The sequence below is a fragment of the Accumulibacter sp. genome, assembly GCF_029255125.1.
GTDB lineage: Bacteria > Pseudomonadota > Gammaproteobacteria > Burkholderiales > Rhodocyclaceae > Accumulibacter.
The window spans coordinates 43,468-68,351 of the sequence record NZ_JAPUVR010000076.1; the positions used below are offsets into that span (position 1 = coordinate 43,468).

Consider the following 24,884-nt stretch of genomic DNA (forward strand, 5'->3'; position numbering starts at 1 on the left):
ATTGTCGCCAGCCTCCGGTTTCCCCACCCGGCCAGTCGTTCAGAGTCGCTCGCTGCCGGCAGGGTTCCCACGCGCGTGCCGGTCGGCGCGGCGAAGCCCTGATTTCATGCTGCTGCACGACCGACTATACTTGCCGTGATCGGTCGAATCGGCCGAGTCCGCAGCCTCATACGAAAGGAGATCAAGCATGGGCAAGAACGAAGCGCTTCGTGGCTGGCGAGCCGCATTGGTCGTTGTCGGCAGCGCTTTCGCGCTGGCGGCCTGCTATGTCGTGCCGGCAACCGCGCCCGACGGAACAGTAAATTACGGCTATTACCCGCTGCCGCCGCCAGGCACACCCTTACCAGTTCCTCCGGCAGGAACAGCCTCGCCAGGAATACCGGCTAGCGCTTCACCGGCGACCTTGACCGTGCGCTTGTACCCGGCCAACGAGCGCGCGACGAAGACCGGCGTCGTCAGCGGGTCGGTAGCCAACATGATGAGCGGCAAGGGTCGTTTTGTCGTCAACTACGAAGGCGAAGTCCTCAGTGGCGAGGCGACGCGCTTGGCGAGTGAGGACAAGCGCGGCGTTGCCAGCGCATTCAGCCCGGGCGGCATGTACATGTCGTGCGAGTACCAGATGGGCACGCCCTACCAGGGAACCGGAACGTGCTCCTTTGCCAGCGGGGCGAAGTACCAGATGCATATCGGCAACTGAAACTAGGCGCGAGCTCTGCGCCGTTTGCGCCAGGCGCTGATCAGGTAGATGCGCCAGGCGGCCTTCGTCGTCAGGTAGCCGAAGAGCGCAAGGCTGCTGGCCAGCGCCAGCAGCCCGGCCGCCAGCGGCTTCACCGCCTGCGCCATCCACGCCTGGAAGGCGGCGCTCCAGGCGCCGAAAGCAGTCAGGCTGAACTCGGGCGGCGCAATGAAAGCGGCTCCGTCGCCAATCAGCAGGCGGCCGATCTGGTACGCCAGGAGATAGAGGGGAACGATCGTCAGCGGATTGGTATACAAGGTGACGAGCAATGCCAAGGGAAGATTGGCGCGGCAAGCGAGGACTCCCAGAGCGGCGCCGATCATTTGGAAGGGTCCTGGAATCAAACCGCAAAACAGCCCCACGGCAACCGCGGAAGCGGCCGAATGGCGATTGAGGTGCCAGAGCCGTGGATGCAGCAGGGCCGATACGAACGGCCTCAGCCAGCGGTTGTTGCGGACGGCTTCGCGGCCGGGAAGGAGTTTCTTGAGATAAGCGCGCATCGACAGGCATGTCGCGAGGTGGCTGGGCGGGGCAAGTCGGCGTCTGCCATCGTCCGCTCAGAGCGCCCGCTTTTCCCGGTACAATCGACAGATTATCGCGCTTTCTCGCAGCGACGCACAGTTCGTTCCCTTTCATCCGCGATCAAGGTCTGGAGAAACAGATGGACTACCACTTCTTCCGTCGACTCGCTGCCGGCTGCCGCCGCCAGTTGCGCGCTGTGCGCGCTGCACTGGCTCTGCTGGTGATCGTCGCTTCCGCGACGGCATCGGCGCAGGGCGGCCGGCCCGAGCTGCTGCTCTACTGCGGGATCACCATGGTGCGTCCGATGTCGGAGATCGCGCAGGCTTTCGAGAAGCGGGAGAACGTCCGCATCACGCTGACGCAAGGGGGTTCCGAGGATCTGTACCAGGCGGCCAAGAAGGCCGGCATCGGCGACCTCTACCTGCCGGGAGAGCCAAGCTATCGCGACAAGTATCTGCACGAGGGACTGCTCGGCGAGTTCGAACTCGTCGGCTACAACCAGTTGGCAATCCTCGTGGCGAAAGGCAACCCGAAAAACGTCAAGGGTGACCCGCGCGAACTGCTGCGCAAGGACCTGGTGGTGAGCATCGGCAACGCCAACTCGGGTAGCGTGGGCAAGGAGAGCAAGGATGTCCTTGACGAAATCCGCATCTACCAGAAGGTGGTTGCCGCCGCCGCTTTCCTTGCACCCGACTCGCGCGGTCTGAACAACGCGCTCAAGAAGGGTGAGGTCGATGCCGTCCTCAACTGGCGGGCAACCGGCTTTTTCGCCGACAACATTGGCGCGCTCGATGTCGTCGACCTCGACGCCAAGCTGGCCAGGCCGCAGGCACTACTGCTCAATCTGCTCACCTTCTCGCGCAACAAGGAGATCGCACGGCGCTTCATTGCTTTCTCGGCGGGTGAAGAAGGGCAGGCGATCTTCCGCAAGCACGGTTTTCTCGACAAACGGAACAAGCGCTGAACGGCGAGCTGACGAGGATTGCTCATGCGCCTGGGGGGCATGCTGCGCTGGCGCTCAACATTGCTGGCCAATCAATTGCCAGGCAGCGACCTGCAGGTGTTTTCGGCCGGCCGCCTGCTTTGGCTCTTGGGTGGATTCTTCGCTGGTCTGCTGGTCGTCGTCGGTCTCAAAGTGTTCTTCGCCGATCTGTACGGCAAGCTCGAACAGAGCGGCACCAACGAGCGCGCGCGGCTGTTCATTGGCGATGAGATCGTGCGCATCATCGGCAGCGTCGAAACTGCCGTCTATCGCCTGGCCGCGGCCGACAACCCGGCGGCCTTGAAGCGCAGCCAGCACGAGATCAGGACGCAACTCGACAAGCTTGCGCATGCCCTGCACGTGCTCGAGCGCGGGGGGGTCGTCCGCCGCGAAATGTTCCTCAACATCGAGGGGCGCGACGAGTCGGTACGCGAAGTGTCGTATTCGCCCAGCGGCAGCGATTCATCGTTCGTCATGGAAATGATCGAGATCGCGCCCTTGGTCGATGTCATCCGCAAACGGTCGGATGAACTCGAACAACTCCTGGTCCGCCAGTGGGGAAACCGCGATCGCGCCGATCGCGAGCGTTTCTTCGCCGTACAACAGGAGATTGGCCTGTTCATGAAGGGCATTCCGCCGCTCTTCTTCCGCGTCAACGAGAACGCCAATCGGATGTTCGCGGACAGCAGCGAGCATCTGCGGCGAATCGAGGTGCGTCAGGCCGAACAGCGAGAGAACTTCCGGCGCACGGAATGGGCACTGGTTGCACTGGTCGTCGCTCTCGTCGTCCTGGCCGGCTGGCTCTTCGTGCGCCAGACCAACGAGGCGAATCGCAAACTGCGCCTGGCCTGGGCAGCCATGCTGACCGCCAAGGAAGAGGCTGAACGCGCCAGCCGCGCCAAATCCGAGTTCGTTTCGCGCATGAGCCACGAGTTGCGCACGCCACTGAATGCCATTCTCGGCTTTGCTCAGGTGCTCGATGGCGAAGCCTTGCGCCCGACGCACAAGAACTACGTCCATCTGATCAACCGCTCGGGCCAGCACCTGCTCGAACTGATCAACCAGGTGCTGGACCTCGCCAAGATCGAGGCCGGGCGCCTGACGCTCGAGGAGATCGGCTTCGATCTGCGTCAGCTCATCGGCGAAGTCGGCACGATTGTCGCCGAGCGGGCAAGCGCCAAGGGTTTGCGCTTCTCGGCCGTCAGCGCACCCGACTTGCCGGCGCGCCTGGTCGGAGATCCAACGCGCTTGCGCCAGGTTCTCATCAACCTGGCGGGAAATGCAATCAAGTTCACCGAGAGCGGTACGGTCGATCTGCATACCGAAATCGATCAGGGTCGCCTGCTGTTCAGCATCCGTGACAGCGGGATCGGCATGGACGCGGCTGCGTTAAGCCGTCTCTTCCAGCCTTTCGGGCAAGCTGACGAGTCGATTACGCGCCGCTATGGTGGTAGCGGCCTGGGCCTGATGATCTCGCGCGAACTGGTGCAGGCGATGGGCGGCGACATCGAGGTCGAGAGTACGCCGGGGCAGGGCAGTTGTTTCCGTTTTTCGCTCCCGATCCGCCTGGCCGAAGAGCTTCCTGCGACGCTGGTGCAGACGACGATGGCCGAACAAGCGGCGCCGTCCAGGTCGTTGACCGTCAGCGAGCTGGTTGCCGGACCGATCCTGCTGGTCGACGACAACGAGGTCAACCAGGTGGTCGGAGCCGCGATGATCGAACAGTTGGGCTTGTCGTACGACACCGCCGCCACCGGTCTCGAGGCGCTGCAGCGCAGTGCTGAGAAGAGCTACGCGCTGATCCTGATGGACATGGAAATGCCGGAGATGGACGGGCTGACTGCGACCCTTCGGATTCGCCAGCGCGAAGCGCTTGCCGGCGGCAGGGTACCGATCATCGCGATGACCGCGAATGCGCTGCAGGGCGATCGCGAGCGCTGTTTCGCCGCCGGCATGGACGGCTATGTCGCCAAGCCAATCAACCAGGCGGCGCTGGTTGATGAAATACGACGAGTCATGACGCTGAACAAGGCAGGGCCATCGGCAGCCGATGTCGAGTAGAATCGCGCCGGCAACATCATCCGACTGGCGAGTGGAGCACATGGAACTTGCAGCAAGAAGGATCGTTCTGGGGATCAGCGGCGGCATCGCCGCTTACAAGAGTGCCGAGCTCGTTCGCCTGTTGGTCGGTGCGGGCGCTTCGGTTCAGGTGGTGATGAGCGAGGCGGCGACGCACTTCGTCACCCCGGTCACCTTCCAGGCGCTGTCCGGCAGGCCCGTGTTCACTGATCAATGGGACACGCGCGTCGCCAACAACATGGCGCACATCGACCTGTCGCGCGGCGCCGACGTGCTGCTCATTGCACCGGCCTCGGCCGATTGTCTGGCCAAACTGGCGCATGGACTGGCAGACGATCTGTTGAGCACGCTCGCCTTGGCGCGCGAGTGTCCGCTGCTTGTCGCTCCGGCGATGAACCGGCAAATGTGGGAAAACCCGGCGACCCAGCGCAACGCCGCCCTGCTGCGTTCCGACGGTGTCGAAATCATTGGGCCGGCCGTGGGCGAGCAGGCTTGCGGTGAGAACGGGCCAGGCCGAATGCTTGAAGTGGACGAAATTCTGGCCGCGCTGCTGGCTCATTTTCAGCCGAAGCTGCTGCGCGGCAAGCGTGTCCTGCTCACCGCCGGGCCAACTTTTGAGGCAATCGACCCGGTACGCGGGATCAGCAACCTGTCGTCGGGGCGCATGGGTTACGCGATTGCTCGCGCGGCCAGCGATGCCGGGGCGCGGGTGACGCTCGTTTCAGGCCCGGTCGCACTGCCCTGCCCATACGGTGTGCGACGCATCGCTGTAACCAGCGCGCTCGAAATGCACGCGGTAGTCCATCGGGAGGTTGCTGACAACGACGTCTTCATCGCCGTCGCGGCAGTCGCCGATTATCGTCCGGCCAAACCCCTGGCGGAAAAGATCAAGAAGGGGATGCAGACCTCGACACCGACGATCGCCTTGGTCGAGAATCCGGACATTCTCGGCGAAGTCGCCGCCCTCGCCCAGCCTCCGCTGTGCGTAGGCTTTGCTGCTGAGAGCGAGAAGCTGCACGAGTACGCTGAACGCAAGCGACGCAGCAAGCGAATTCCGCTCATCGTCGGCAACCTGATTGGCGACGGGTTCGGCGGCGACGAGAATACGCTGGTCCTGTTCGACGACGAAGGCCAGCACCCCTTGCCCAAGGCAGCGAAGATCGTCCTCGCTCGGCAGCTCGTCGCGCGCATTGCAGCTCTACTCGAAAGCGCAGCGTGGAAAGAGAAGTCACTCGGCGCATAGACCTCCGCCTGCTTGACGAGCGGCTGCGCGATCAACTGCCGCACTATGCAACAGCCGGCGCAGCCGGTCTCGATCTACGCGCGTGTATTGCGGCCCCACTCGAGATTCAGCCGGGAGAAACGGTTCTGATTCCAGCCGGAATCGCCATTCACCTCGACGACCCCGGCCTCGCTGCACTCGTCCTGCCGCGCTCTGGTCTCGCCCACAAGCACGGCATCGTTCTCGGCAACCTGGTCGGTCTGATCGATTCGGACTACCAGGGCGAAATCATGATCTCTGCCTGGAACCGGAGTTCCGCCAGCTTCTTGCTGCAACCGCTCGACCGCCTGGCGCAACTGGTCGTCGTACCAGTGGTGCAGGTCGGCTTCCAGATCGTCGATGAGTTCCCGGCCAGCGACCGCGGCAGCGGTGGTTTTGGCAGCACCGGTCACGCGTAAACCTGCGGTCAGAAACGACGAGCAGCCGGCCGGGCTTGCTTTTGTCGACGCATCGCAGGCAAAAAAAAGGAGCGCGCAGCGCCCCTTTTTCCTCCCCCGGTCAGCCTACAGGATAGGCTTGTGGGCCACCTCCGGATGGGTGGATCCACTCGGTTCATAAACCACGTGCGGACGACCGACGAGCAGTGGATCGATCGGACCAATGGCTTCGATGTCCTTGCCCGTGTAGTTCAGCTTGTGCAGCACGTAACGCATGGCGTTCAAACGCGCACGCTTCTTGCAGTCGGACTTGATCACCGTCCATGGCGTCTCGGCCGTGTCGGTATGGAAGAACATCGACTCCTTCGCCTTCGTATAGTCGTCCCACTTGTCGAGCGACGCGAGGTCGATCGGTGACAGCTTCCACTGCTTCAACGGATGAACCTCGCGTTCCTTGAAGCGCCGCCGCTGCTCCTTGCGACTGACCGAGAACCAGAACTTGATCAGATGGATGCCACTACGCACCAGGGTACGCTCGACTTCCGGCGTCTGTCGCATGAATTCGTTGTACTCTTCGTCGGTGCAGAAGCCCATGACCCGTTCGACGCCGGCCCGGTTGTACCATGAGCGGTCACAGAAGACGATTTCGCCAGCCGTCGGCAGATGCTTCACGTAACGCTGGAAATACCATTGCCCACGCTCGAGTTCGCTGGGCTTTTCGAGCGCGACGACGCGCCCGCCACGTGGGTTGAGATGCTCGGTGAAGCGCTTGATCGCACCGCCCTTGCCCGCAGCATCGCGCCCCTCGAAGATGATCACGACGCGCTGGCCGGTTTCCTTGATCCAGTTCTGCAGCTTGAGCAGTTCGACCTGCAGGCGGTACTTCTGCTTTTCGTAGGCCTTGCGCGACATCAGGTTGCGGTATGGATACGAATTGGTGTCGCGCCAGCTCGTTGCGAGTTCGTCATCGGGACTGGTCGCCTGCTTGGCTGGCGGAGGTTCGTCCTTGCCGAGCAAAGCCTTGCGCAGCGCCACGGCATCGTCGGGCGACGATCCGGTCATGATCGCTTCCAGCGTTTTCGCCAGGGAAGCCGAATCGCCGACTGTGGCGTGCGCAATGATGTCGCGCAGGGCGACCTTCTTGTGCTCGATCGCCGAGCTGGTGGCTTCGGCAACATCGTAGGCTTCCATCGCGGCTGGCGTCCGCGCCGGAGCCACGTCTCCGGCGGACGCCTTGCGCGGTTGGGCGGCGCGCTGCGCCGGTGACGCTGCGCGGGTTCTGGCGGTTCGCCGGGCGGGCGCCGGCGCGGGTGAATCGCTGTTTTCGGCGGGTGTGTTGACTGCCGCCGTGCTGCCCTCAGCATTTGCATTGGCCGGCGGAGCTTTCTTGTCCATCAATTTTTCTCCCGATGTGGATGTACGTGTGACCAAAAACTGAAGCCATCGCCGTGCTTGACGGCATACGTGATGATAGCGCCAAGATGTCCGGCGCTTCAATGGCTTGTTGGCCTTTCGTTGGCTCTTTTGGTGCTTTTCCGGCGATCCGTCGGCGCCACCTGCAGAAATGTCAGGCAGAGGGAGAAGACGGAGACCCGCCGACAGCCGGGCCAGCCCGCTTTCGGTTAGACTCCCGTCGATGTTCAAGCGGAGATGCGGCATGGAGCACACAGCAATTGGCGACGACAACGCGGACTTCGCGGCTGAGACGGACTGGGCGCGTCGCTTTGCTGGCGTGGCGCGTCTGTACGGCGCATCGGCGCTGGCCGCGTTTCGCCAGTCGCACGTCACCATCGTCGGCATCGGCGGAGTCGGTTCCTGGGCGGTCGAGGCGCTGGCGCGCTCGGCGGTGGGCCAACTCACGCTGATCGACCTCGACATGATCGCCGAATCGAACGTCAACCGGCAGGTGCACGCGCTTGACGGTGAGTTCGGCCGAGCCAAGGTCAGTGCCATGGCGCAGCGTATCGGCCTGATCAATCCGGCCTGTGAAGTGCACGAGATCGAGGACTTCATCACGCCCGAGAATGTCACGCAGTTGCTCTGCGCAAGCAGCGACTACGTGATCGACGCGACTGACCAGGTGCGGACGAAGGCGGCAATGATCGCCTGGGCGAAGCTGCGGGCGGTTCCCCTGATCAGCGCCGGCAGCGCCGGCGGACAGCTCGATCCAGCACGCATCGCGATCACTGACTTGGCACGGACGATACAGGACCCGCTACTCGCCAAGGTGCGCGCGCGCTTGCGCCGAGAACACGGCTTTCCACGCGAGCCGGGGCGGAAGTTTGGTATCCCCGCCGTCTTTTCGAGCGAAGCCGTCCGCCCGCCGTTCGTCGAAGGTGCTTGCGGCGGGCGCCCGGTCGCCGGTGGACTGAGCTGCGCCGGCTTCGGCTCGACGGTCTGCGTGACCGCGACCTTTGGCTTCATCGCTGCAGGTGAGGTGCTCAGACATCTGGCGAGTCGAGGCACAGCAAGCGGCTGAGACGGGCGGCTGCATGCCGCGACTTCGGCGCCGGCTGTCGCGAGCGCCGAGCGCCGAGCACCGAGCACCGCCGTTACAAGGGTTTCTTCTTCAGGCGATCAATACGCGGTTCTTGCCAGCCTGTTTGGCGGCGTACATGGCGTCATCGGCCCGCTTGGTGACCATTGCCAGCGTGTCATCAGGACGCAGCTCGCTGACTCCGGCGCTGAAGGTGATCAGTTGCCGCGTGTTGTCGTGCAGGAAAATGCGCCGGGTCAGTTCGCGCTGCAGACGAACGAGCGCGGTCTGCGCGTCGTCTATCGGTGTCTCCGGCAGCAGGATGATGAACTCCTCGCCGCCATAGCGCGCTACCGTATCGTGTGGTCTCAGCGTTTCGCGAATCACCGTACTCAAGTGGATCAAAGCTTGATCGCCCGCCTGGTGACCGAGCGAGTCGTTGAGCTTCTTGAAGTTGTCGATGTCGAGCAGCGCGACGCACATCGTCGCGTGACGGCGCCGGGAACGCGCGACTTCCTTGTTGAAGGCTTCTTCGAGTCCACGTCGATTGAGCACGCCGGTCAACTGGTCGTGGCGAACCAGCGTACTCGCTTTGTCGAGTTCGGCCTGCAACTGGCTGATACGTTGGTCGGCTTCCTCGACGCGTCGGCGCGCGGCGCGCAACTCGTCGCGCGAGCGCTGCGCATTGAGCTGAATGATCTGCGTTTCGCGAATCACTTCGGCAAGAACGTCTTCGAGTTGCCCGATGTCTTCCGCTTGACTGATCCGTTCAGCACAGACTTCGATCTTGTCGTGATACTCCGAGGTCGAATCGGCGAACTCGGCCAAGTGGTCGACGAAACCGGCCAACATCTGCTTGAGCGATTCCTTGGCCTCGTTAAGGCTGTGCTTGAGCTGACTCTGCTTGAATATGACCTCCTTCAAACGGCTCTCGGCGTCGCTCAGCGAGCGTATGCTCAGCGGCCGGGCAACGATGTCGCGCACGATGTCGATTTGACCTTTCAACCAGTGGTCCTCGACAACCAGTTCGCCAACATTCTCGATCAGCAGACGCAACAGGTTGAGCAGACCGGCATGCACCTCGCCGCGGTCCTCGGTCAGGAGTTCCAGGCGAAAAGCGAAGTTCTGTAGTCGGGTCTGCAGTCCTTGCACCGCCGCCGGCGAGTTGGCCGTGCGCGCGCTGTCAGCCAACATCCGGGTATCGGCGAGCAGTTCGGGCTCATCCGCCAACACCGTCGGAATGATCACTGCCAACGTATGGACGAACAGGTCGCGCAGTTCGTCGGTGGCAGCGGCTACTCCGGTCGCCTCGGAAGACGGCACGGCAGCACCAGCTGCGGCTTCAACCGCCAGGCCGAGCGGAGTTGCGCCAGCGACCAGCGGAATTTCCTCGCTCCCCGGCTCGCTCGATGCCCACGACCTGACCAGTCCTTGCAAGCGAGTGAAGAAGACTTCGTTATTGCCGCCCGCACCGCTCGCCAGGACGCGCTCGAGCGCCTCACGTTTGCGCGCGACGGTGAGACCCGTCTGCTTGGCGTCCCATTGGCGGACGAAGTCGGCGAGCACCTCACTCCATGGCAGATCGCTTTCCTTGCCGAGCTGCAGCACCAGGTCGGCCAAGCCGGCACGCAATTCCGGCCAGTTCCTGGCCTTGAAAGCGCTCTCGAAGCTCCTGGCCAGCCTTTGCTGGACGACTGTTTGCCGAGGCAAAGCGGCGAGCAGCGCTCTGAGTTCCCGCTCTGGAAATGGTTCGCCTGCGTCGCTGGCCGTACCGGCAATCTCGTGATACAGGGCCCGGTAGTTTTCCGGGGACGGCGCCAAGCGGCGCACCGCGAGCAGGCGCAAGGCTTCGCGGGCAATTTCAGAGGGATTCGACAGGTTCGCCATGGGTCTTCCGTGATCGCTTGATGGACGAATTCTACCAGTGGAACAAGGCGATCCGGCTCTGCGAATGGCCTTTTTACAGTGTGGTCGCGCAGCGGATAATCCAGCCAGGCGCGGCAGGCGTCGACTTCCGCTATAATCGGCCGCTTGCTTCAGTTCGCCTCCGTAGCATGAAGGTCGTGCAGTTGATTTGTAATCATCTGGTGTTGGTTCGATTCCGACCGGAGGCACCACCCAAAACACTCGGTTGGAGCCTATGCAGCACGTCATCTGGATACTCTGGCCGGCGTTCATCGCTGCCGGCGTGGCCGAAGGCCTGTTCTTCACGCTGATCGATCCTCGACAACTGTACCTGTTCGGCCAACTTGTCGAGTGGCCGCCGATCGCGACCTACTCGACCGGTTTCTTCCTGTTCTGGCTGGTTTGCCTGTGCGCCAGCCTGATGACCTACTTCATGATGCCGAGCGCGGCCAAGGAAGCCCTCAGGAAAGCCGCTGCCGAGCGCGAGGATCTGGCGCGCCCGCGTCGGCGCGAACCGAAAGGCGTAGACCGCTAGGCTGCGGTGAGGCCGCGCTCGAGGTCGTTCTGCAAGTCGGCGACGGCTTCGAGACCGACGGCAATGCGCAGCAAGTCGTCACCGATTCCGGCGGCGGCGCGCTGCTCAGGCGTCAGACGCCCGTGCGTGGTCGATGCCGGGTGCGTTAGCGTGGTCTTGGTGTCACCCAGGTTGGCGGTAATCGACAGCAGTCGACAGCTGTCGATCACTTTCCAGGCTTCGGCGCGCGCACCCTTGACGGTAAAGGAGACAATCGCGCCGCCTCCTTTCTGCTGCCGCCGGACGAGATCGAATTGTCCATGCGAGGGCAGACCGGGGTAGTAGACGCGCGCGACGCGCGGATGCGTCTCGAGCCATTGGGCCAACTCAAGCGCCTTGGCTGACTGCGCCAACATCCGTATCTGAAGCGTCTCGAGTCCCTTCAGCAAGATCCACGCATTAAACGCGGAGAGCGTCGGACCTGCCGTGCGCAGGAAGCGGAAGACCTCCTCGGTCAGCCTGCGTGGCCCGACGACCGCGCCACCGAGAACTCGCCCTTGTCCGTCGAGGTACTTGGTTGCCGAGTGCACGACCAGATCAGCGCCCAGGTCGAGCGGCCGCTGCAGGATCGGCGTGCAGAAGCAGTTGTCGACCGCGAGCAGGATGTTGTGTCGCTGGGCAATCGCCGCCAGGGCGGAAATGTCGGCCACCTCGGTGAGCGGATTTGACGGTGTCTCGAGGAAGAACAGTTTGGTTTGCGGTCGGATTGCCGCTTGCCAGGCATCAAGATCGGTCTGGCCGACAAAGCTTGTCTGCAGGCCGAAGCGTGGCATGATCGTTCCGAGCAACTGTTGTGTCGCACCGAATAGTCCGGTCGACGCAACCAGATGATCGCCAGCGCTGCACAAGGCCATCAGCAGGGCGAGAATGGACGACATCCCGGATGCGGTGGCAACGCAATCTTCGGCGCCTTCGAGCGTCGCCAAGCGATCCTGGAAGGTCTTTACGGTCGGATTGGTGAAGCGCGAGTAGACATTCCCTTCCTCTTCGCCGGAAAAGCGGGCGGCGGCTTGCGCAGCGTTGTCAAAGACGAAGCTCGAAGTCAGATACAAGGCTTCGCTGTGCTCGTTGAACTGGCTGCGTTCCTGACCGGCGCGCACGGCCAGCGTTTCGAGCGAAAGCGGGGCCTCAGTCTTGCGCATCGGGGTCAGCCGACCGACAGGAGATTGAGCTGAAGCTGCTTCGAGGTCCAGCGCTCGTCCTTGCTCAAATGGTGGTGGCCTTCACGTGCCTGTTCGATGGCCGTCAGATACTCGGGGCTGACGTCACCGGTAACATAGGATCCGTTGAAGCACGAGGTGTCGAAGCGCGATAGCGTCGGCTTCAGGTCGCGGATCGAGGCTTCGAGCGCTTGCAGATCCTGATAGACGAGTGCGTCGGCGCCAATTTCGCGAGCAATCTCTTCGCCCGTGCGACCGGTGGCAATCAGTTCGGCGCGCGTCGGCATGTCGATGCCATAGACATTGGGATAACGCACAGGCGGTGAAGCCGAGGCAAAGTAGACCTTGAGCGCACCGGCCGCGCGTGCCATTTCGACGATCTCACGACTCGTCGTGCCGCGCACGATCGAATCGTCGACGAGCAGGACGCGCTTGCCCTTGAATTCCTGGGCGACGGTGTTCAGCTTCTGGCGAACCGACCGGCGCCGCGTCGCCTGACCCGGCATGATGAACGTCCGGCCGATATAGCGATTCTTGACGAAGCCTTCGCGGTAGGGAACGCCGATTCGCTGCGCCAACTGCATGGCCGACGGGCGGCTCGAATCCGGTATCGGAATCACCACGTCGATCTGGTCGACCGGAATGTACTGGACCAGCTTGTCGGCCAGATGTTCGCCCATCCGCAGGCGTGCTTCGTAAACCGATACACCATCGATCACCGAATCTGGACGCGCGAGGTAAACGAACTCGAAGATGCACGGTGACAGCGACGCGTTCGGCGCACATTGACGCTGGTGCAGCCGATGCTCGAGATCGACGAAGATCGCTTCGCCGGGCTCGACATCGCGCAGAACCTGAAAGTTGAGCGTGTCGAGCGCGACGCTTTCCGAAGCAAAGAGGTACTCGGTTCCCTCACGCGTCTCGTTGAAGCCGAAGACGAGCGGACGAATTCCGTGCGGGTCACGAAAGGCCAGCATGCCGTAGCCGGCGATCATCGCAACGACGGCGTAAGCCCCCCGACAGCGCCGATGGACGCCGCTGACAGCGGCAAAGATGGTATCCAGGTCGAGCCGACACCCCTTGGCCGTCGCTTGCAGTTCATGCGCCAGCGCGTTGAGCAGCACTTCCGAGTCCGAGGTCGTATTGATGTGCCGCAGATCCTGGCGGAACATCTCCTCCTTCAGTTGCTGCGTATTGGTCAGGTTGCCGTTGTGTCCGAGGACGATGCCGAACGGCGAGTTGACGTAGAACGGCTGCGAGAGGGCGGAATCGAAGGCTGAGCCAGCGGTCGGATAGCGGCAGTGGGCGATTCCCATGTTGCCCGGTAGCGCGCGCATGTTGCGCGTGCGAAAGACGTCGCGCACCAGGCCTGAGCCTTTATGCATGTGGAACGTATCGTCTTCGGTCGTGGCGATTCCCGCCGCGTCCTGTCCGCGGTGCTGCAGGACCATCAGACCATCGTAGAGCAACTGGTTGACTGGTGTGGTCGCAACAACTCCAAGAATCCCGCACATCGTCTTTCCCTACCCGAACCTGATTCGTTTGGCCACCTCTGCCGGCAACCATGGCTTGCTGGCGAGCACAGCCGTTTGCAAGGGTGGCGAGAGATAGGCTTCGCTCCACCACTTCTCACGCGGCAAGGAAGTCATGCCGCCGAGTGCGACGAGCACCAGGACAATCGCCAGACCTCGCGCAACGCCGAAAATGACGCCCAGAAGGCGATCGGTCAGGGTCAGACGGAGCGCCTTGAGCATGCCTTGAACCGCCAGACGGAGCAAGGCCATGACGACCAGCACGCCAACAAAAACCGTCAGCCAGCCGGCGAGCACGCGCAGCGACGGCTCGGCGATCGTGGCAAATCCTTCGCCGACCGCTGGCCCCCACCACTTGGCGGCCAGGAAAGCGCCTATCCAGGCGGTCAAGGCGATGACTTCACCCACCACGCCTCGCCACAAGCCGAGCATCAGTGATGCGGCAACGACGAAAACCACAACGTAATCGAAGACCGTCATTGCTTGCCGACAACGGCTCCACTAACGCCAAGCTGCTTGAGCTTCTCGAGCGCCTTGTCGGCAGCTTCACGGTTGGGAAATGGACCAGCGCGTACGCGCGTCCGCGATCCATCCGGCGCATTGTACGACTCGGTGTAGGTGTCGACACCAGCGCCGCCGACCTTCCCCTGCAACTGCTTGGCCTTTTCGGCTTCGGTGAAGGCGCCAAGCTGTATGAAGTGCTGCGTGCGCGGTTTGCTCGCCTTCGCCTCGCCCGTCTTTCCGCTCAGGATCGCCTTCGCACGCTGCTGTTCCTGGCTTGAACGCTTGTCGTCAGCCGCCGGTTTGGCGGCAGGCTTGGCTGCTTTCTGCGCGGTGGTCTTGTCGGCCGGTTTTTGCGCCGGGCGGACGGTCTGCTTGGTCGCCGACGGAAGCACCGGCGAAGTCGCCTTCCTGGTTTCTGGAGTCTTGTCGGCTGCTTTCGGGGTTGGCGCGCTGTTCTCGGCATCGCCCCGCCGGCCGCTTGGCGAGCTCACGGCACCAGCTTTGACGCCGGCCGCATCGACCGCGTCGCCGGGCACCGCCGAAACGGCAGGCTGCTCAACGCCGGTTGCCTTGGCCGGCGAGCCCGGCGCCGCTGCGCCTGGTTTGAACGGCAGTTGATCCTGTCCCGGTATGCGAATCTGAACGTTCTGTACCAGCGGCTTCGGTTCCTCGTCCATGACCATCGGCAATACGACGGCGGCCAGTCCCGCGAAAGCAACCGCTCCAACCAGACGGCGACGTGCCCGCTTTTTCAGTTGCAGTTGGGGGTCACTGGTTTCAGTCATCGATAGCGTGGATATGCACTGGCGTACCGGCGTCGCGTACTGGCGTCGCTGTAGTCAGCGACCAAGGTTCAATGCCTGCATGACGGCTGCGACCGTTTGGAAAGATCCGAAGACGACGATTCTATCATCTTCCTTGGCCATCTTGGCGGCGCAGTCGAACGCTGCGCCGGGCGAAGCAAAGCACCGGTAAGCGCCGCCCAGCCCGGCACCGACGAAGCTAGCCAGATGCGCTGCCGTCGCCGCTCGCGGGCCAGCCAGGTCGGTCAGCATCCACTGGTCTACCTTGCCCGCCAGGGGCGCCAGCGAAGCGGCAATATCCTTGTCGGCCAACATGCCGACCACCGCGAAGGTTCGCGCGCAATAGCCCAGGTCGGCAAGATTGCTTGCCAGTTCGCCCACCGCTTGCGGATTGTGCGCCACATCCAGAACGATCGTCGGCCTTCCCGGCAGAACCTGAAAGCGACCAGGAAGCTGCAGCTCGATCAAACCGCGCCGGACAGCCTGCATCGACAAGGGCAGGCGGGCGCGCAACAATTCGCCGGCGGCGAGCGCGACGCTGGCATTGCGCAGCTGGCAGCGGCCACGCAGCGCCGGGTTCGCCAGGCCACCGCGACGTAGTCCGTCGCGACCCCAGAAGGTCCACTGGGTGCGGTCGCCGAAGTAGCCGAAGTCACGCCCGAGCAGGTGCAGATCGGCCCCGATCGCCAGCGCATGCTCGACCAGCGACGCCGGTGGCTCGGGGTCGGCGCACAGCGCCGGTCGACCAGGTCGAAAGATGCCGGCTTTCTCGACGCCGATTGCCGCGCGGGTATTACCCAGCCATTCGGTATGATCCAGCGCGATACTGGTAACGATCGCACAGTCCGCATCGTAGGCATTCACCGCATCGAGTCGGCCGCCGAGCCCGACTTCGAGGATGACCACTTCTGCCTGGCAGGCGCGGAATACTTCGACGGCGGCCAGCGTCGCGAATTCGAAGTAGGTCAGCAAAGTTGCGCCGGCGGCCTGGCGGGCGCTTTCGACACAGGCAAATGCGCGGGCCAGGGTGGCGTCGTCCACCGCCTGGCGATCGATGCGTGTGCGCTCGTTGAAATCGATCAGGTGGGGCGACGTGTAGCAGCCGACGCGGTAGCCAGCGAAGCTGTAGATGGCTTCCAGATAGGCGCAGGTGGACCCTTTGCCGTTCGTTCCGCCGACGGTGATCAGTGGGCACGACACGTCTTGCCCGAGAATCTGTTTGACCCGAACGACGCGTTCCAGGCCGAGTTCGATCCCGCTCTGACCCTTGGGGTGCAAGGCCTCGAGGTGGGCCAGCCAGAGTGCCAGAGGAGAATCGGCGGCAGGAGTGGCCGCCTCTCCGCCCGCAGCGCTGCTGGCAGCGGTCACGCGTCAGGCCCGCGCAATCCAACGCACGCGCAAGGTCGGCTGCCGCGCGGCGCTGTCGATGGCTGAGCTTCATCGCGCGAGCGACGAACGGCTTCGCTGCGCTGGGCAACAGCACGCCAAGCCCAGCGCGCTGCACCGCCGTACGGCGGTTCGCTGCTCACGCTGTAGCCGGCCTCTTCTGCAACATCGCGAGCAGGCCGGCGAGACGTTCGCGCATTTCTCGACGGTCGACGATGAGGTCGATGGCGCCTTTGTCGAGCAGGAATTCGGAGCGCTGGAAGCCCTCGGGCAGCGTTTCACGTACGGTCTGTTCGATCACTCGCGGGCCGGCAAAACCGATCAGCGCGCCCGGCTCGGCAATCACGATGTCGCCGATGAAAGCGAAGGATGCCGAAACACCGCCCATCGTCGGATCGGTAAGGATCGAAATGAAAGGCAAGCGGGCCTGCCCAAGACGCGTCAGGGTAGCCGTCGTTTTCGCCATCTGCATCAGCGAAAACAGGCCTTCCTGCATGCGCGCACCACCGGAAGCGCTGACGCAGATGAACGCCAGCCGTTGGTCGATCGCCGCCTGTACGCCGCGCACGAAACGTTCGCCCAGCACTGACCCCATCGAGCCGCCCATGAAATCGAACTCGAAAGCGGCAAGCACGACGGGGAAGGTCCGGATCGAACCGCGCACGACGACCAGCGCATCGCTTTCGCCGGTCGCCGCGCTGGCGTCACGCAGGCGCTCGGGATAGGGGCGGCTGTCCTTGAACAGCAGCGAATCGACCGGCAACACTTCAGAGCCGATCTCCGAACGGCCCTCGGCGTCGAGGAGCAGGTCGATCCGTGCGCGCGCATCAAGCCGGTTGTGGTAACCGCATTTCGGGCAGACATTACAGTTCTTGGCCAGATCGCTCGCGTAGAGCACAGCGTCACAGCCTGGGCACTTGCTCCAGAGTCCCTCTGGCAGGGCCGATCGCCGCTCGACGCCGGGCTCGTTGCGTTTGATCTTGGGCGGCAACAGCTTGTTCAACCAGCTCATGGTCTTCCTCGTGAGTCGGACGCCACGCCGTCGATTCCGCGGCGGAGGTCGGCGACCAATGCAGCAACGCGCTGGCAGGCCTGCTCCGGTGCCGAGCGCTCGATTTCTTCGATGATCCGACTGCCGACGACCACTGCGTCGGCCACCGCCGCGACCGCTGCGGCGGTCGCGGCGTCGCGGATGCCAAAACCGACGCCGATGGGGACGCCAGTGCGCGCGCGGATATCCGGAACGCGCGCGGCGACGGCAGCGATGTCGAGCGCGCTGGAGCCGGTTACCCCCTTCAGCGAAACATAATAGATGTAGCCGCGAGCCAGTTTGCCAACCTCAGCGATGCGCGCAGGATTCGAGGTGGGTGCCAGCAGGAAAATCGGCGCCAGTGCATGACGGCCGAGGATCGCGGCAAAATCGGCGCTTTCTTCAGGCGGGTAGTCAACGACCAGAACGCCATCCACACCGGCCGATGCGGCTGCTTCGGCAAAGGCCTCGGCCCCCATCGCTTCGATCGGGTTGGCATAGCCCATCAGGACGAGCGGGGTCGTCTGGTCATCCGCCCGGAAGGCGCGCACCATCGCCAGCACCTGGCGCAGGCTGACGCCGTTCGCCAGCGCGCGCTCCGAGGCGCGCTGAATCGTCGGCCCATCGGCCATCGGGTCGGAAAAGGGAACGCCCACTTCAATGAGGTCGGCGCCAGCGCTCACCAGCGTATGCAGCAAGGGAACCGTCAACGCTGGTGCAGGATCGCCGGCGGTGATGAAGGGGATCAGTGCCTTGCGCCCCTGCTCGCGCAGGCGGGCAAATGCAGTTTCAATTCGCGCCATGGTCAGAAGGTAATCGCCGATTTCTCGGCCACGGTATGCATGTCCTTGTCACCACGCCCGGACAGGTTGACTAGAAGAATGTCGTCCTTGGCCAGCGTCGGCGCGAGCCGGGCCGCGTAAGCCAGCGCGTGACTCGATTCGAGCGCAGGGATGATTCCCTCCATGTGGCAGAGATCGTGAAAGGCCTGCAGCGCCTCGGCGTCGCTGATCGTGACGTACTCTGCCCGGCCGCTATCTTTCAGCCACGCGTGTTCGGGGCCAACGCCCGGATAGTCGAGCCCGGCCGAGATCGAGTGGGTCGCGATGATCTGGCCATTTTCGTCCTGCAGGAGGTAGGTGCGGTTGCCATGCAGCACTCCGGGCCGGCCGGCCGTCAGCGAAGCCGCGTGGCGCCCAGTGGACATGCCGTCACCGGCCGCCTCGACGCCGATCAGGCGAACGCCGGCCACCGGGATGTACGGGTGGAAGATGCCCATCGCGTTCGATCCGCCGCCGACGCAGGCAATCACTGCGCTCGGCTGGCGGCCGCATTGCTCCTGCATCTGGGCGATCGATTCGCGCCCGATCACCGATTGAAAGTCGCGCACCATCATCGGATAGGGGTGCGGGCCGGCAACCGTGCCAATGATGTAGAACGTATCGGAAACGTTCGTCACCCAGTCGCGCATCGCCTCATTCAAGGCATCCTTGAGCGTCTGTGAACCGCTGTTCACCGGAACCACATCGGCGCCCAGCAACTTCATGCGGTATACGTTGGCGGCTTGCCGCCGCATGTCCTCCGACCCCATGTAAACGACGCACTGCATGCCGTAGCGCGCGGCGACTGTCGCCGTCGCAACACCGTGCTGGCCGGCACCGGTCTCGGCAATGACGCGCCGCTTGCGCATGCGGCGGGCCAGCAGCGCCTGCCCGATGCAGTTGTTTATCTTGTGTGCGCCGGTGTGGTTCAGGTCTTCGCGCTTCAGGAAAATCTGCCCGCCAGCGAGCGCGTCCGACCAACGCCGAGCGTGATACAGCGGGCTGGGCCGGCCGACGTAGTGCCTCAGGTCGCTTTCAAACTCGGCCATGAACTGCGCATCGTGCATGGCGGCCGCATAGGCCTCGCGCAGATCTTCGAGCGCCGGAATCAGGGTTTCGGCCACGAAGACACCTCCGTAGTGGCCGAAATGGCCTTTTGCATCAGGTAGATCGTACTCGGAAACCACTATCCACAAACTCCTTGCCGGGGGCCACGAGCTAACGCCCGTGCGGCCCGCCGTCGACTGAACACTGAGCGGCGATGGACTGCCCGAGCGCCGGCCCGGCCGTTCCGACGGGTAGCGCAGGCCGCCTACTCGCCGCGTTGGTCGGCTGCCCGCACGGCCTTGACGAAAGCGCGGATCTTCTTCGCATCCTTGATTCCCTTGTCGGCCTCGACGCCAGAGGAAACGTCGACGGCCGCCGGCTTGAGGCGGCGCACGGCGTCGCCGACATTGCCGGCATCCAGTCCCCCGGAGAGAATCAGCGGCTTGCCCAGCGTCGGCGGCACCAGAGACCAGTCGAAGACCTTGCCGCCGCCGCCGTAACCCTCCATGAAGGCATCGAGAAGAAGCGCCTGCGCCGAGGGAAAGCCCGCCGCGTATTGTAGCAAATCCATGCCCGCCCGCACGCGCGCCGCCTTGACGTAGGGGCGATCGAACTGTCGGCAATACGCTTCATCCTCGTCGCCGTGCATTTGCAGCAAATGGATAGGGACTGCGGCGAGCGTCGCGCGCACCTGAGGCGGGTCGGCATTGACGAATAGTCCAACGATCGTCACCAGCGGCGGCACGCGACTGGCCAGGGACGCCGCCGTCGCCAGATCGACGTAACGCGGGCTAGGCGGGTAAAAGACCAGGCCCAATGCATCGACGCCCGCGTCGACGGCCTCCTGCAGATCACTGGCACGCGTCAGACCACAGATCTTGATTCGCGTCTTCATCTTTCAAACGGATCGGTGATGGCGCGCGCGTTCACCGCAAGAGGCAGCAGCGGAATATCGTCGGCCACCGGCAGGCCCCAACGCGCCGGATAGTGGACGGCCACGAGATAAAGCCCATCGGCCGTAAAGGTTGGCGCAGCCAAGCGGCGGTCGCGGCTGGCCAGCAGGCTGCTGATCCAGTCGGGTGCTTGCTTGCCCTGGCCGACATGCACCAGACTGCCGACCAGATTGCGCACCATATGGTGGAGAAAAGCCGAGGCAATGAAATCGAAGACGAGCAGATCGCCGTTTCTCTCGACGCGCGCCTGGTACATGAACTTCACCGGCGACACGGCCTGGCACTCGGCGGCGCGAAAAGCTGAGAAGTCGTGTTCGCCAAGGAGCAAACCGGCGGCCGCCTGCATCGCGTGCACGTCCAGAGGGTGGTGATACCAGCCTAGCCGGCCGTGCCAGACGCCAGGCCGATGCGCACGATTGAGCAGGAGATAGCGGTAGTGTCGGGCAAGCGCCGAAGCGCGCGCATGAAAATCCGCTTCAACGGCATGCGCCCAGCGAACGGCAACGCTCGTCGGTAGAAAGGTATTGCTCCCGCGCACCCAGGCGTACAGCGAGCGGTCTAGCGTGGTATCGAAATGAACGACCTGGCCCAGCGCGTGCACTCCGGCGTCGGTCCGACCGGCGCAAAAAACCTTTAGCTCGGCCCCGGAAAACTGTCTGAGCGCTCCCTGCAGGGCATCTTGTACACTATTCCCGGTCGGCTGCTGCTGCCATCCGCAGAAACGGCTACCATCGTACTCGAGCGCGAGAGCGATCCGCACGCGCTAAATCCGCTGCAGGCAAAGAGCCGCCAGCAAACCACATGCCAGCAGGATGGCCAGATAGTCAAGGCAGGACAGCGGCGAGTCTGCCAGTTCGATCACCTCGCCCCCGGCATGTCCCCCGACACGTTCTTGCTGCGCAAGCAGGCTCCGCCAATCACGCAAATTTGCGGGCAGCTGATCAACCTGGCGCAGCACGAGGAGCAGGCGCACGAGGAAACGATCGCTATCGACACGGCAGCGGCGAAACGGCTGCAGCAAGCGGTGCAGACCCCTTAGCAAGTCGGGCAAAGGCATCCAGCGACGCAGAACGGCAACTGCCATCAGCACCAGCAGCAGACGAGCGACATGCGTCATTGCCGTCGCCAGCCCTTCTCGGGTAGGCGCCAGTGCGCCTTGCCAGGCGGGCTCGCCAGCTTCTCCCCAGGCGAAAACGACAAACAGGGAAACGATCAGCCAGCGCGTGCTCCACGCCAAGCGTTTCCAATCTTGCCGAACGCTCTCGCCGAAAACGGCCAATAACAGAAGGGTCAGCAGAATATGCCAGCCGGCAAGCGACTGCCCGGCAAGAACGAACGAGAACCAGATGAACAGCAACGTCGTTGGATGCAGGACCGGCCACTTGCCGTTCGCTCGTCGGCGGCTGCTCGTCTGCCCCTTGCCAGACTCCGATGCTACTGCGTCCCGCACGCCAACATCAGCCAGAGCCGATCGCGTCAGGCGAGCTGACGCGACCGGCGTTATCCAGGGCACCGCAAACCCTACTCGCGCAATCCGGCAAGGAGCGCTTGGGCTGCCGTCCGCTGCGTCGCATCGCCATCTCTGAGGACCTCCTGCAACAGCTCGCGAGCGCCTTCGAGGTCGCCCATCTCCTCGTATGCCTTGGCGAGTTCAATCTTGGTGGACACCTCTTCGTTGGAGCTTATTTCGAGGTCGGAAACCATGTCCATCGCGGACGAGAAATCCGAGTTCACCAGGGTATCTTCCTGTGTTCCAGAAAACCCTGGGTTGACCAGTGTGTCTTCCTGCTCCATGTCGAACGCTGTCGTCGGAGCGCCGCTCTCGGGTCGGCTACTCGGTCCAAAAACGTCAACCTCTGTCAGTTCCAGACTAATTGATGACATGTCGACCGCCGACGGCGCCTGCATGGCGTGCCCAAGAACGGTCGAATCGGTCAGCTTCACGTCGAAATCGAGCGCCCCGTCATCCGCCGACCCGATGTCGACGACCTCTTCAATCTCGCGTGCCGGTGCCAGTGGCGGCGGCGGCGATGTCTTCCCGATCGCCGTCTCGGCTCCGCGGCTCGCGAGCGGTACGGCAAGCTCGGGCGACTCGCTCGCCAGATCAAACTGAAAGCCGAGGTCTGTGTCGTCTGAGGCGCTTCCGGCCGGAGGCCGCGGGGCCACCAGCATGGTGATCTCGGGCGGATAAATCTCGTCGGTCACCGGGACAGCCCGGCTGTCGTCATCAAAATCGTCGTTGGCAAGCAGAGCGGCGTTCGGCAACGAGGCGGTCAGATCGAAATCGAGCGCCTCGCGCTGTTCGGTGGGTCGATAGGCGATCGTCTTTTCGGCGACGGGCGTGTCGCCGCCAGCCGGCCTCGACGGGCTTGCTCCAGTCGTATCACTAGTACCAAAGTCGAAGTCGAGATCTGCCAGGTCAGCGGTTTGCAGACGGGTTTCCACCTCGGCCGGCCGGGGTGGCATCACGTGCGTAGGTGCGTCCGTGCCGACCGCGGCCTGCGCCATCTGGGCAAGTTGTCCCGGCTTGGCGACCGTGCTCTTCAAGGCGTCGGGACGGACGATCAGCGTCGTCTCCGAATCCCGCACTGGCGCCACGGCATCGGCCACCGCACCAGCGAACAGGGGGTTGTCCGGATCGACCTGCAGGCCCATCGCGGCGGCCTTTTCCCAGTCCGGCCCGACTCCACCCGTCGCTTTGTATAGCTCGCTGACCAACAGATCGAAAGGCTTGCTGTCCTTCCGCGCGAGATAGATCTCGAGCAGCTTCAGGTGGATGGCGTGGCGTCCGGGGTCCTTCTGTTTCGCCTCGAGCAGGATTTCTTCCGCCTGTGCGTCGCGACCGTAAGCCATGTAGACATCGGCTTCGGCTACCGGGTCGACTTCATCGGTGTCAATGCTCCCCGGGCCTGCCTGGCTGAAGTCGGTTTGCGCCATCGAATGCGAGGTATCGACGCTCTGCCCACCGGTGCTATGGAAGACCGAGTTGACCATCAGGCTGTCTCCCGCCGGGGTCAACGTGCTGCTCGCTTCGAATGGTCGACTGTTCTCCGCATCGCGCCGCCGCTTGAGCACCCAATAGGCGGCCAGCAGGGCAAGCACGCCGCCACTACCGGCGAGAAATGGCGTGCTGGTGACCAGTTCTTCCAGAAAGCCGGGTTCTTCCGGCGGTGGAACTACGGCTTTCGGTTTGGGCGTTTCGGCTGGCTTGGGCGCTTCGACCGGCTTTGGTGCTTCGACCGGTCTGGCTTGCTCGACCGGCCGGACGGCCTCGGGTTTCGCTTCGCTGACCGGCGGCGCGCTGCCCGCTTCAGTTCTTGGCGGAGTCTCCGGCTTCACCTCGGCCGGCTTGTCCGGCGGTCTCGCGGTTGCTTCAGATGGCGAGGGCGACGGTGCGGGCTCGCTGCGGCTACTCGGCGCTGCCGGCGGGGCCGCTGGGGTGGCGACTGGCGGCGCAACGGCCGTGCTTGCGGGTGCGGCAGCGCTGGCCGGCTTGCCGGCCTCGGCGGCGGGTGCCGTCTTGCCGGTAGACTGCCTTTCCAGTTCGGCCAGCGTCTTGCTCTTCAGTTCAAGCAAGCGCTGCAATTCGGCCACGCTGCGCTCGAGGCTCGCCAAGCGTTCGTTGGCCTCGCGCAACGCCTTCTCTTTGGCGATCAGATCCTCGTCGGGGCGCTTGCCGGCCGCTGCCGGCAGTCTGCTGGCCGCCTCGGTCCGCGACACGCGCAATTGATCCTTGGGCTCCTGGCCGCTGGTTGCCCTATCCTCCACCCGGGTCGTGACTTTCCCGCTCGCCTGCGGCCGCGCGCCCTCGGCTGCGATTGGCGCTTCGCTGGCGGCCGTCGCCAGTCTGCGCCGGTAGCCGGCCCAATCGGCCGATTGCGCGATGACCGTCCGCCTGGCCTCTTCACGCGGAATTGCTTGCAGCGCAGCCTTGTCGGGAACCGCGAGGACTCTCCCCGCTTGCAGGCGGTTCATGTTGCCGCGGTCAAAGGCGTCGGGGTTGGCGCGATACAGGCCCGCCAGCATCTGGTCGAGCGACACTCCGTCCGGGCGCAATTCGTTGGCAATCTGGCCGAGCGTTTCACCGCGGCGCACCTCGCGCGCCGTCGCACCGTCCGAGGCCGGAACCGGCGGCTCGCTCGGCCGTGGTCGCGGACTCGCCATACGCACAGGTGGTCGCTCTGCGCGCAGCGGTGCGTCGGCGAACGGTGGCGGCAAAGCCACCGGTTTGCTGACCGCCGTAGCGGCATTTCTCGCCGCGTACTCCGGCGGATCAAGCAGGAAGGTGTACTCGCGGATCAGGCGGCCACTCGACCAGTTCAATTCAAGCAGCAGATCCATGAACGGTTCGTTGATCGGCCGCTCCGAACTCAGCCGGATGGCTGGTTGCCCATTGGCGCGCCTGATCAACGAAAAGGTGATGCCATGCAGAGCCGGAGCGTAGTCAACGCCTGCCTGCTTGAAAGCGTCCGCCGCAGCAAGCTGCGCTTTCATTCCGGCAAGTTCCTCGCGCGTGGCGAAGACCTCAACTTCGGCTCGCAGAGGCTGACCCAGGGCGGACAGGACTGTCACCTTGCCCAGGCCGGCAGCGCCGCTCAGTTGCGGAAAAGCGGCGAGAGCCAGAGACGAAGCGACTACCCAGGCCGAAGTCCTTAGTCTGAAAGCCCTTGGTGTGTAATGTTTGTTCTTGGCCACGCCGCCACCCTGAGCGTCGA

Annotated in this window: 22 protein-coding genes and 1 tRNA gene; 8 read left to right on the forward strand and 15 right to left on the reverse strand. The window is 63.7% G+C overall.

Annotation, left to right across the window (positions count from 1 at the left end):
* Positions 1-187: 187 nt before the first annotated feature.
* A complete protein-coding gene (locus tag Q1L59_RS03900) occupies positions 188-697 on the forward strand; it encodes a hypothetical protein (protein ID WP_300328300.1) in 510 nt (169 codons plus the stop codon).
* A gap of 2 nt (positions 698-699) precedes the next feature.
* Here Q1L59_RS03900 and Q1L59_RS03905 read toward each other — a convergent pair whose 3' ends face one another.
* Positions 700-1,236, reverse strand: a complete 537-nt coding sequence (locus Q1L59_RS03905; protein WP_300328302.1) for a DUF2062 domain-containing protein — start codon at positions 1,234-1,236, stop codon at positions 700-702.
* 161 nt (positions 1,237-1,397) lie between these two features.
* Between Q1L59_RS03905 and Q1L59_RS03910 the strand changes: the two genes are divergently transcribed.
* From Q1L59_RS03910 to dut, 4 genes are read left to right on the forward strand one after another with little or no spacing between them, the layout of a single operon-like run.
* Positions 1,398-2,222, forward strand: a complete 825-nt coding sequence (locus tag Q1L59_RS03910) for a substrate-binding domain-containing protein (protein ID WP_300328305.1) — start codon at positions 1,398-1,400, stop codon at positions 2,220-2,222.
* Between the two features lie 24 nt (positions 2,223-2,246).
* Entirely contained in the window at positions 2,247-4,301 is a 2,055-nt protein-coding gene (locus tag Q1L59_RS03915) for an ATP-binding protein (protein ID WP_300328307.1), read from the forward strand.
* Between the two features lie 40 nt (positions 4,302-4,341).
* Positions 4,342-5,562 carry a bifunctional phosphopantothenoylcysteine decarboxylase/phosphopantothenate--cysteine ligase CoaBC gene (gene coaBC / locus Q1L59_RS03920; protein ID WP_300328310.1) on the forward strand — a complete coding sequence of 407 codons (1,221 nt, stop codon included), beginning with the start codon at positions 4,342-4,344 and terminating at the stop codon, positions 5,560-5,562.
* Complete coding sequence (gene dut, locus Q1L59_RS03925) at positions 5,535-5,999, forward strand: dUTP diphosphatase (RefSeq protein WP_300328312.1); 465 nt, start codon at positions 5,535-5,537, stop codon at positions 5,997-5,999. Before coaBC ends, dut begins: the two co-directional genes overlap by 28 nt.
* 105 nt (positions 6,000-6,104) lie before the next feature.
* Here dut and ppk2 read toward each other — a convergent pair whose 3' ends face one another.
* Positions 6,105-7,373: a polyphosphate kinase 2 gene (gene ppk2 / locus Q1L59_RS03930; protein ID WP_300328315.1), complete on the reverse strand. Its 1,269-nt coding sequence runs from the start codon at positions 7,371-7,373 to the stop codon at positions 6,105-6,107.
* A 262-nt stretch (positions 7,374-7,635) separates the two neighbouring features.
* On the opposite strand from ppk2, the gene Q1L59_RS03935 reads away from it, so the two are divergent.
* Positions 7,636-8,457 (forward strand): tRNA threonylcarbamoyladenosine dehydratase, encoded by an 822-nt coding sequence (locus Q1L59_RS03935; RefSeq protein ID WP_300328317.1) that lies wholly within the window; start codon positions 7,636-7,638, stop codon positions 8,455-8,457.
* Positions 8,458-8,547: 90 nt separating this feature from the next.
* On the opposite strand, the gene Q1L59_RS03940 is transcribed toward Q1L59_RS03935, so the two are convergent.
* A complete protein-coding gene (locus tag Q1L59_RS03940; RefSeq protein ID WP_300328320.1) occupies positions 8,548-10,341 on the reverse strand; it encodes a diguanylate cyclase in 1,794 nt (597 codons plus the stop codon).
* Between the two features lie 156 nt (positions 10,342-10,497).
* On the opposite strand from Q1L59_RS03940, the gene Q1L59_RS03945 reads away from it, so the two are divergent.
* Positions 10,498-10,571 (forward strand) — tRNA-Thr (locus Q1L59_RS03945).
* Between the two features lie 23 nt (positions 10,572-10,594).
* On the forward strand, positions 10,595-10,894 hold the full coding sequence (locus Q1L59_RS03950) for a hypothetical protein (RefSeq protein ID WP_300328323.1): 300 nt from the start codon (positions 10,595-10,597) through the stop codon (positions 10,892-10,894).
* On the opposite strand, the gene Q1L59_RS03955 is transcribed toward Q1L59_RS03950, so the two are convergent.
* The 12 genes from Q1L59_RS03955 to Q1L59_RS04010 form a co-directional block, all read right to left on the reverse strand.
* Positions 10,891-12,075 carry an O-succinylhomoserine sulfhydrylase gene (locus Q1L59_RS03955; protein WP_300328326.1) on the reverse strand — a complete coding sequence of 395 codons (1,185 nt, stop codon included), beginning with the start codon at positions 12,073-12,075 and terminating at the stop codon, positions 10,891-10,893. The genes Q1L59_RS03950 and Q1L59_RS03955 overlap by 4 nt on opposite strands.
* Before the next feature lie 5 nt (positions 12,076-12,080).
* Entirely contained in the window at positions 12,081-13,607 is a 1,527-nt protein-coding gene (gene purF, locus Q1L59_RS03960) for an amidophosphoribosyltransferase (RefSeq protein ID WP_300328329.1), read from the reverse strand.
* A gap of 9 nt (positions 13,608-13,616) precedes the next feature.
* Entirely contained in the window at positions 13,617-14,105 is a 489-nt protein-coding gene (locus tag Q1L59_RS03965; RefSeq protein WP_300328331.1) for a CvpA family protein, read from the reverse strand.
* On the reverse strand, positions 14,102-14,914 hold the full coding sequence (locus Q1L59_RS03970; RefSeq protein ID WP_300328333.1) for an SPOR domain-containing protein: 813 nt from the start codon (positions 14,912-14,914) through the stop codon (positions 14,102-14,104). Before Q1L59_RS03970 ends, Q1L59_RS03965 begins: the two co-directional genes overlap by 4 nt.
* A 54-nt stretch (positions 14,915-14,968) precedes the next feature.
* On the reverse strand, positions 14,969-16,300 hold the full coding sequence (gene folC, locus Q1L59_RS03975; RefSeq protein ID WP_300328335.1) for a bifunctional tetrahydrofolate synthase/dihydrofolate synthase: 1,332 nt from the start codon (positions 16,298-16,300) through the stop codon (positions 14,969-14,971).
* A 157-nt stretch (positions 16,301-16,457) separates the two neighbouring features.
* Positions 16,458-17,330, reverse strand: a complete 873-nt coding sequence (accD, locus tag Q1L59_RS03980) for an acetyl-CoA carboxylase, carboxyltransferase subunit beta (RefSeq protein WP_300328338.1) — start codon at positions 17,328-17,330, stop codon at positions 16,458-16,460.
* Positions 17,327-18,151, reverse strand: a complete 825-nt coding sequence (trpA, locus tag Q1L59_RS03985; protein ID WP_300328341.1) for a tryptophan synthase subunit alpha — start codon at positions 18,149-18,151, stop codon at positions 17,327-17,329. The genes accD and trpA overlap by 4 nt, the downstream gene beginning before the upstream one ends.
* 2 nt (positions 18,152-18,153) lie before the next feature.
* Positions 18,154-19,359 (reverse strand): tryptophan synthase subunit beta, encoded by a 1,206-nt coding sequence (trpB, locus tag Q1L59_RS03990; RefSeq protein ID WP_300328506.1) that lies wholly within the window; start codon positions 19,357-19,359, stop codon positions 18,154-18,156.
* 122 nt (positions 19,360-19,481) lie between these two features.
* Entirely contained in the window at positions 19,482-20,111 is a 630-nt protein-coding gene (locus tag Q1L59_RS03995) for a phosphoribosylanthranilate isomerase (protein WP_300328343.1), read from the reverse strand.
* Positions 20,108-20,929 carry a tRNA pseudouridine(38-40) synthase TruA gene (gene truA, locus Q1L59_RS04000; protein ID WP_300328345.1) on the reverse strand — a complete coding sequence of 274 codons (822 nt, stop codon included), beginning with the start codon at positions 20,927-20,929 and terminating at the stop codon, positions 20,108-20,110. Before truA ends, Q1L59_RS03995 begins: the two co-directional genes overlap by 4 nt.
* Positions 20,930-20,932: 3 nt before the next feature.
* Positions 20,933-21,619 (reverse strand): CbiQ family ECF transporter T component, encoded by a 687-nt coding sequence (locus Q1L59_RS04005; RefSeq protein ID WP_300328348.1) that lies wholly within the window; start codon positions 21,617-21,619, stop codon positions 20,933-20,935.
* Positions 21,620-21,690: 71 nt separating this feature from the next.
* Positions 21,691-24,864, reverse strand: a complete 3,174-nt coding sequence (locus tag Q1L59_RS04010; RefSeq protein WP_300328350.1) for a FimV/HubP family polar landmark protein — start codon at positions 24,862-24,864, stop codon at positions 21,691-21,693.
* Positions 24,865-24,884 lie beyond the last annotated feature (20 nt).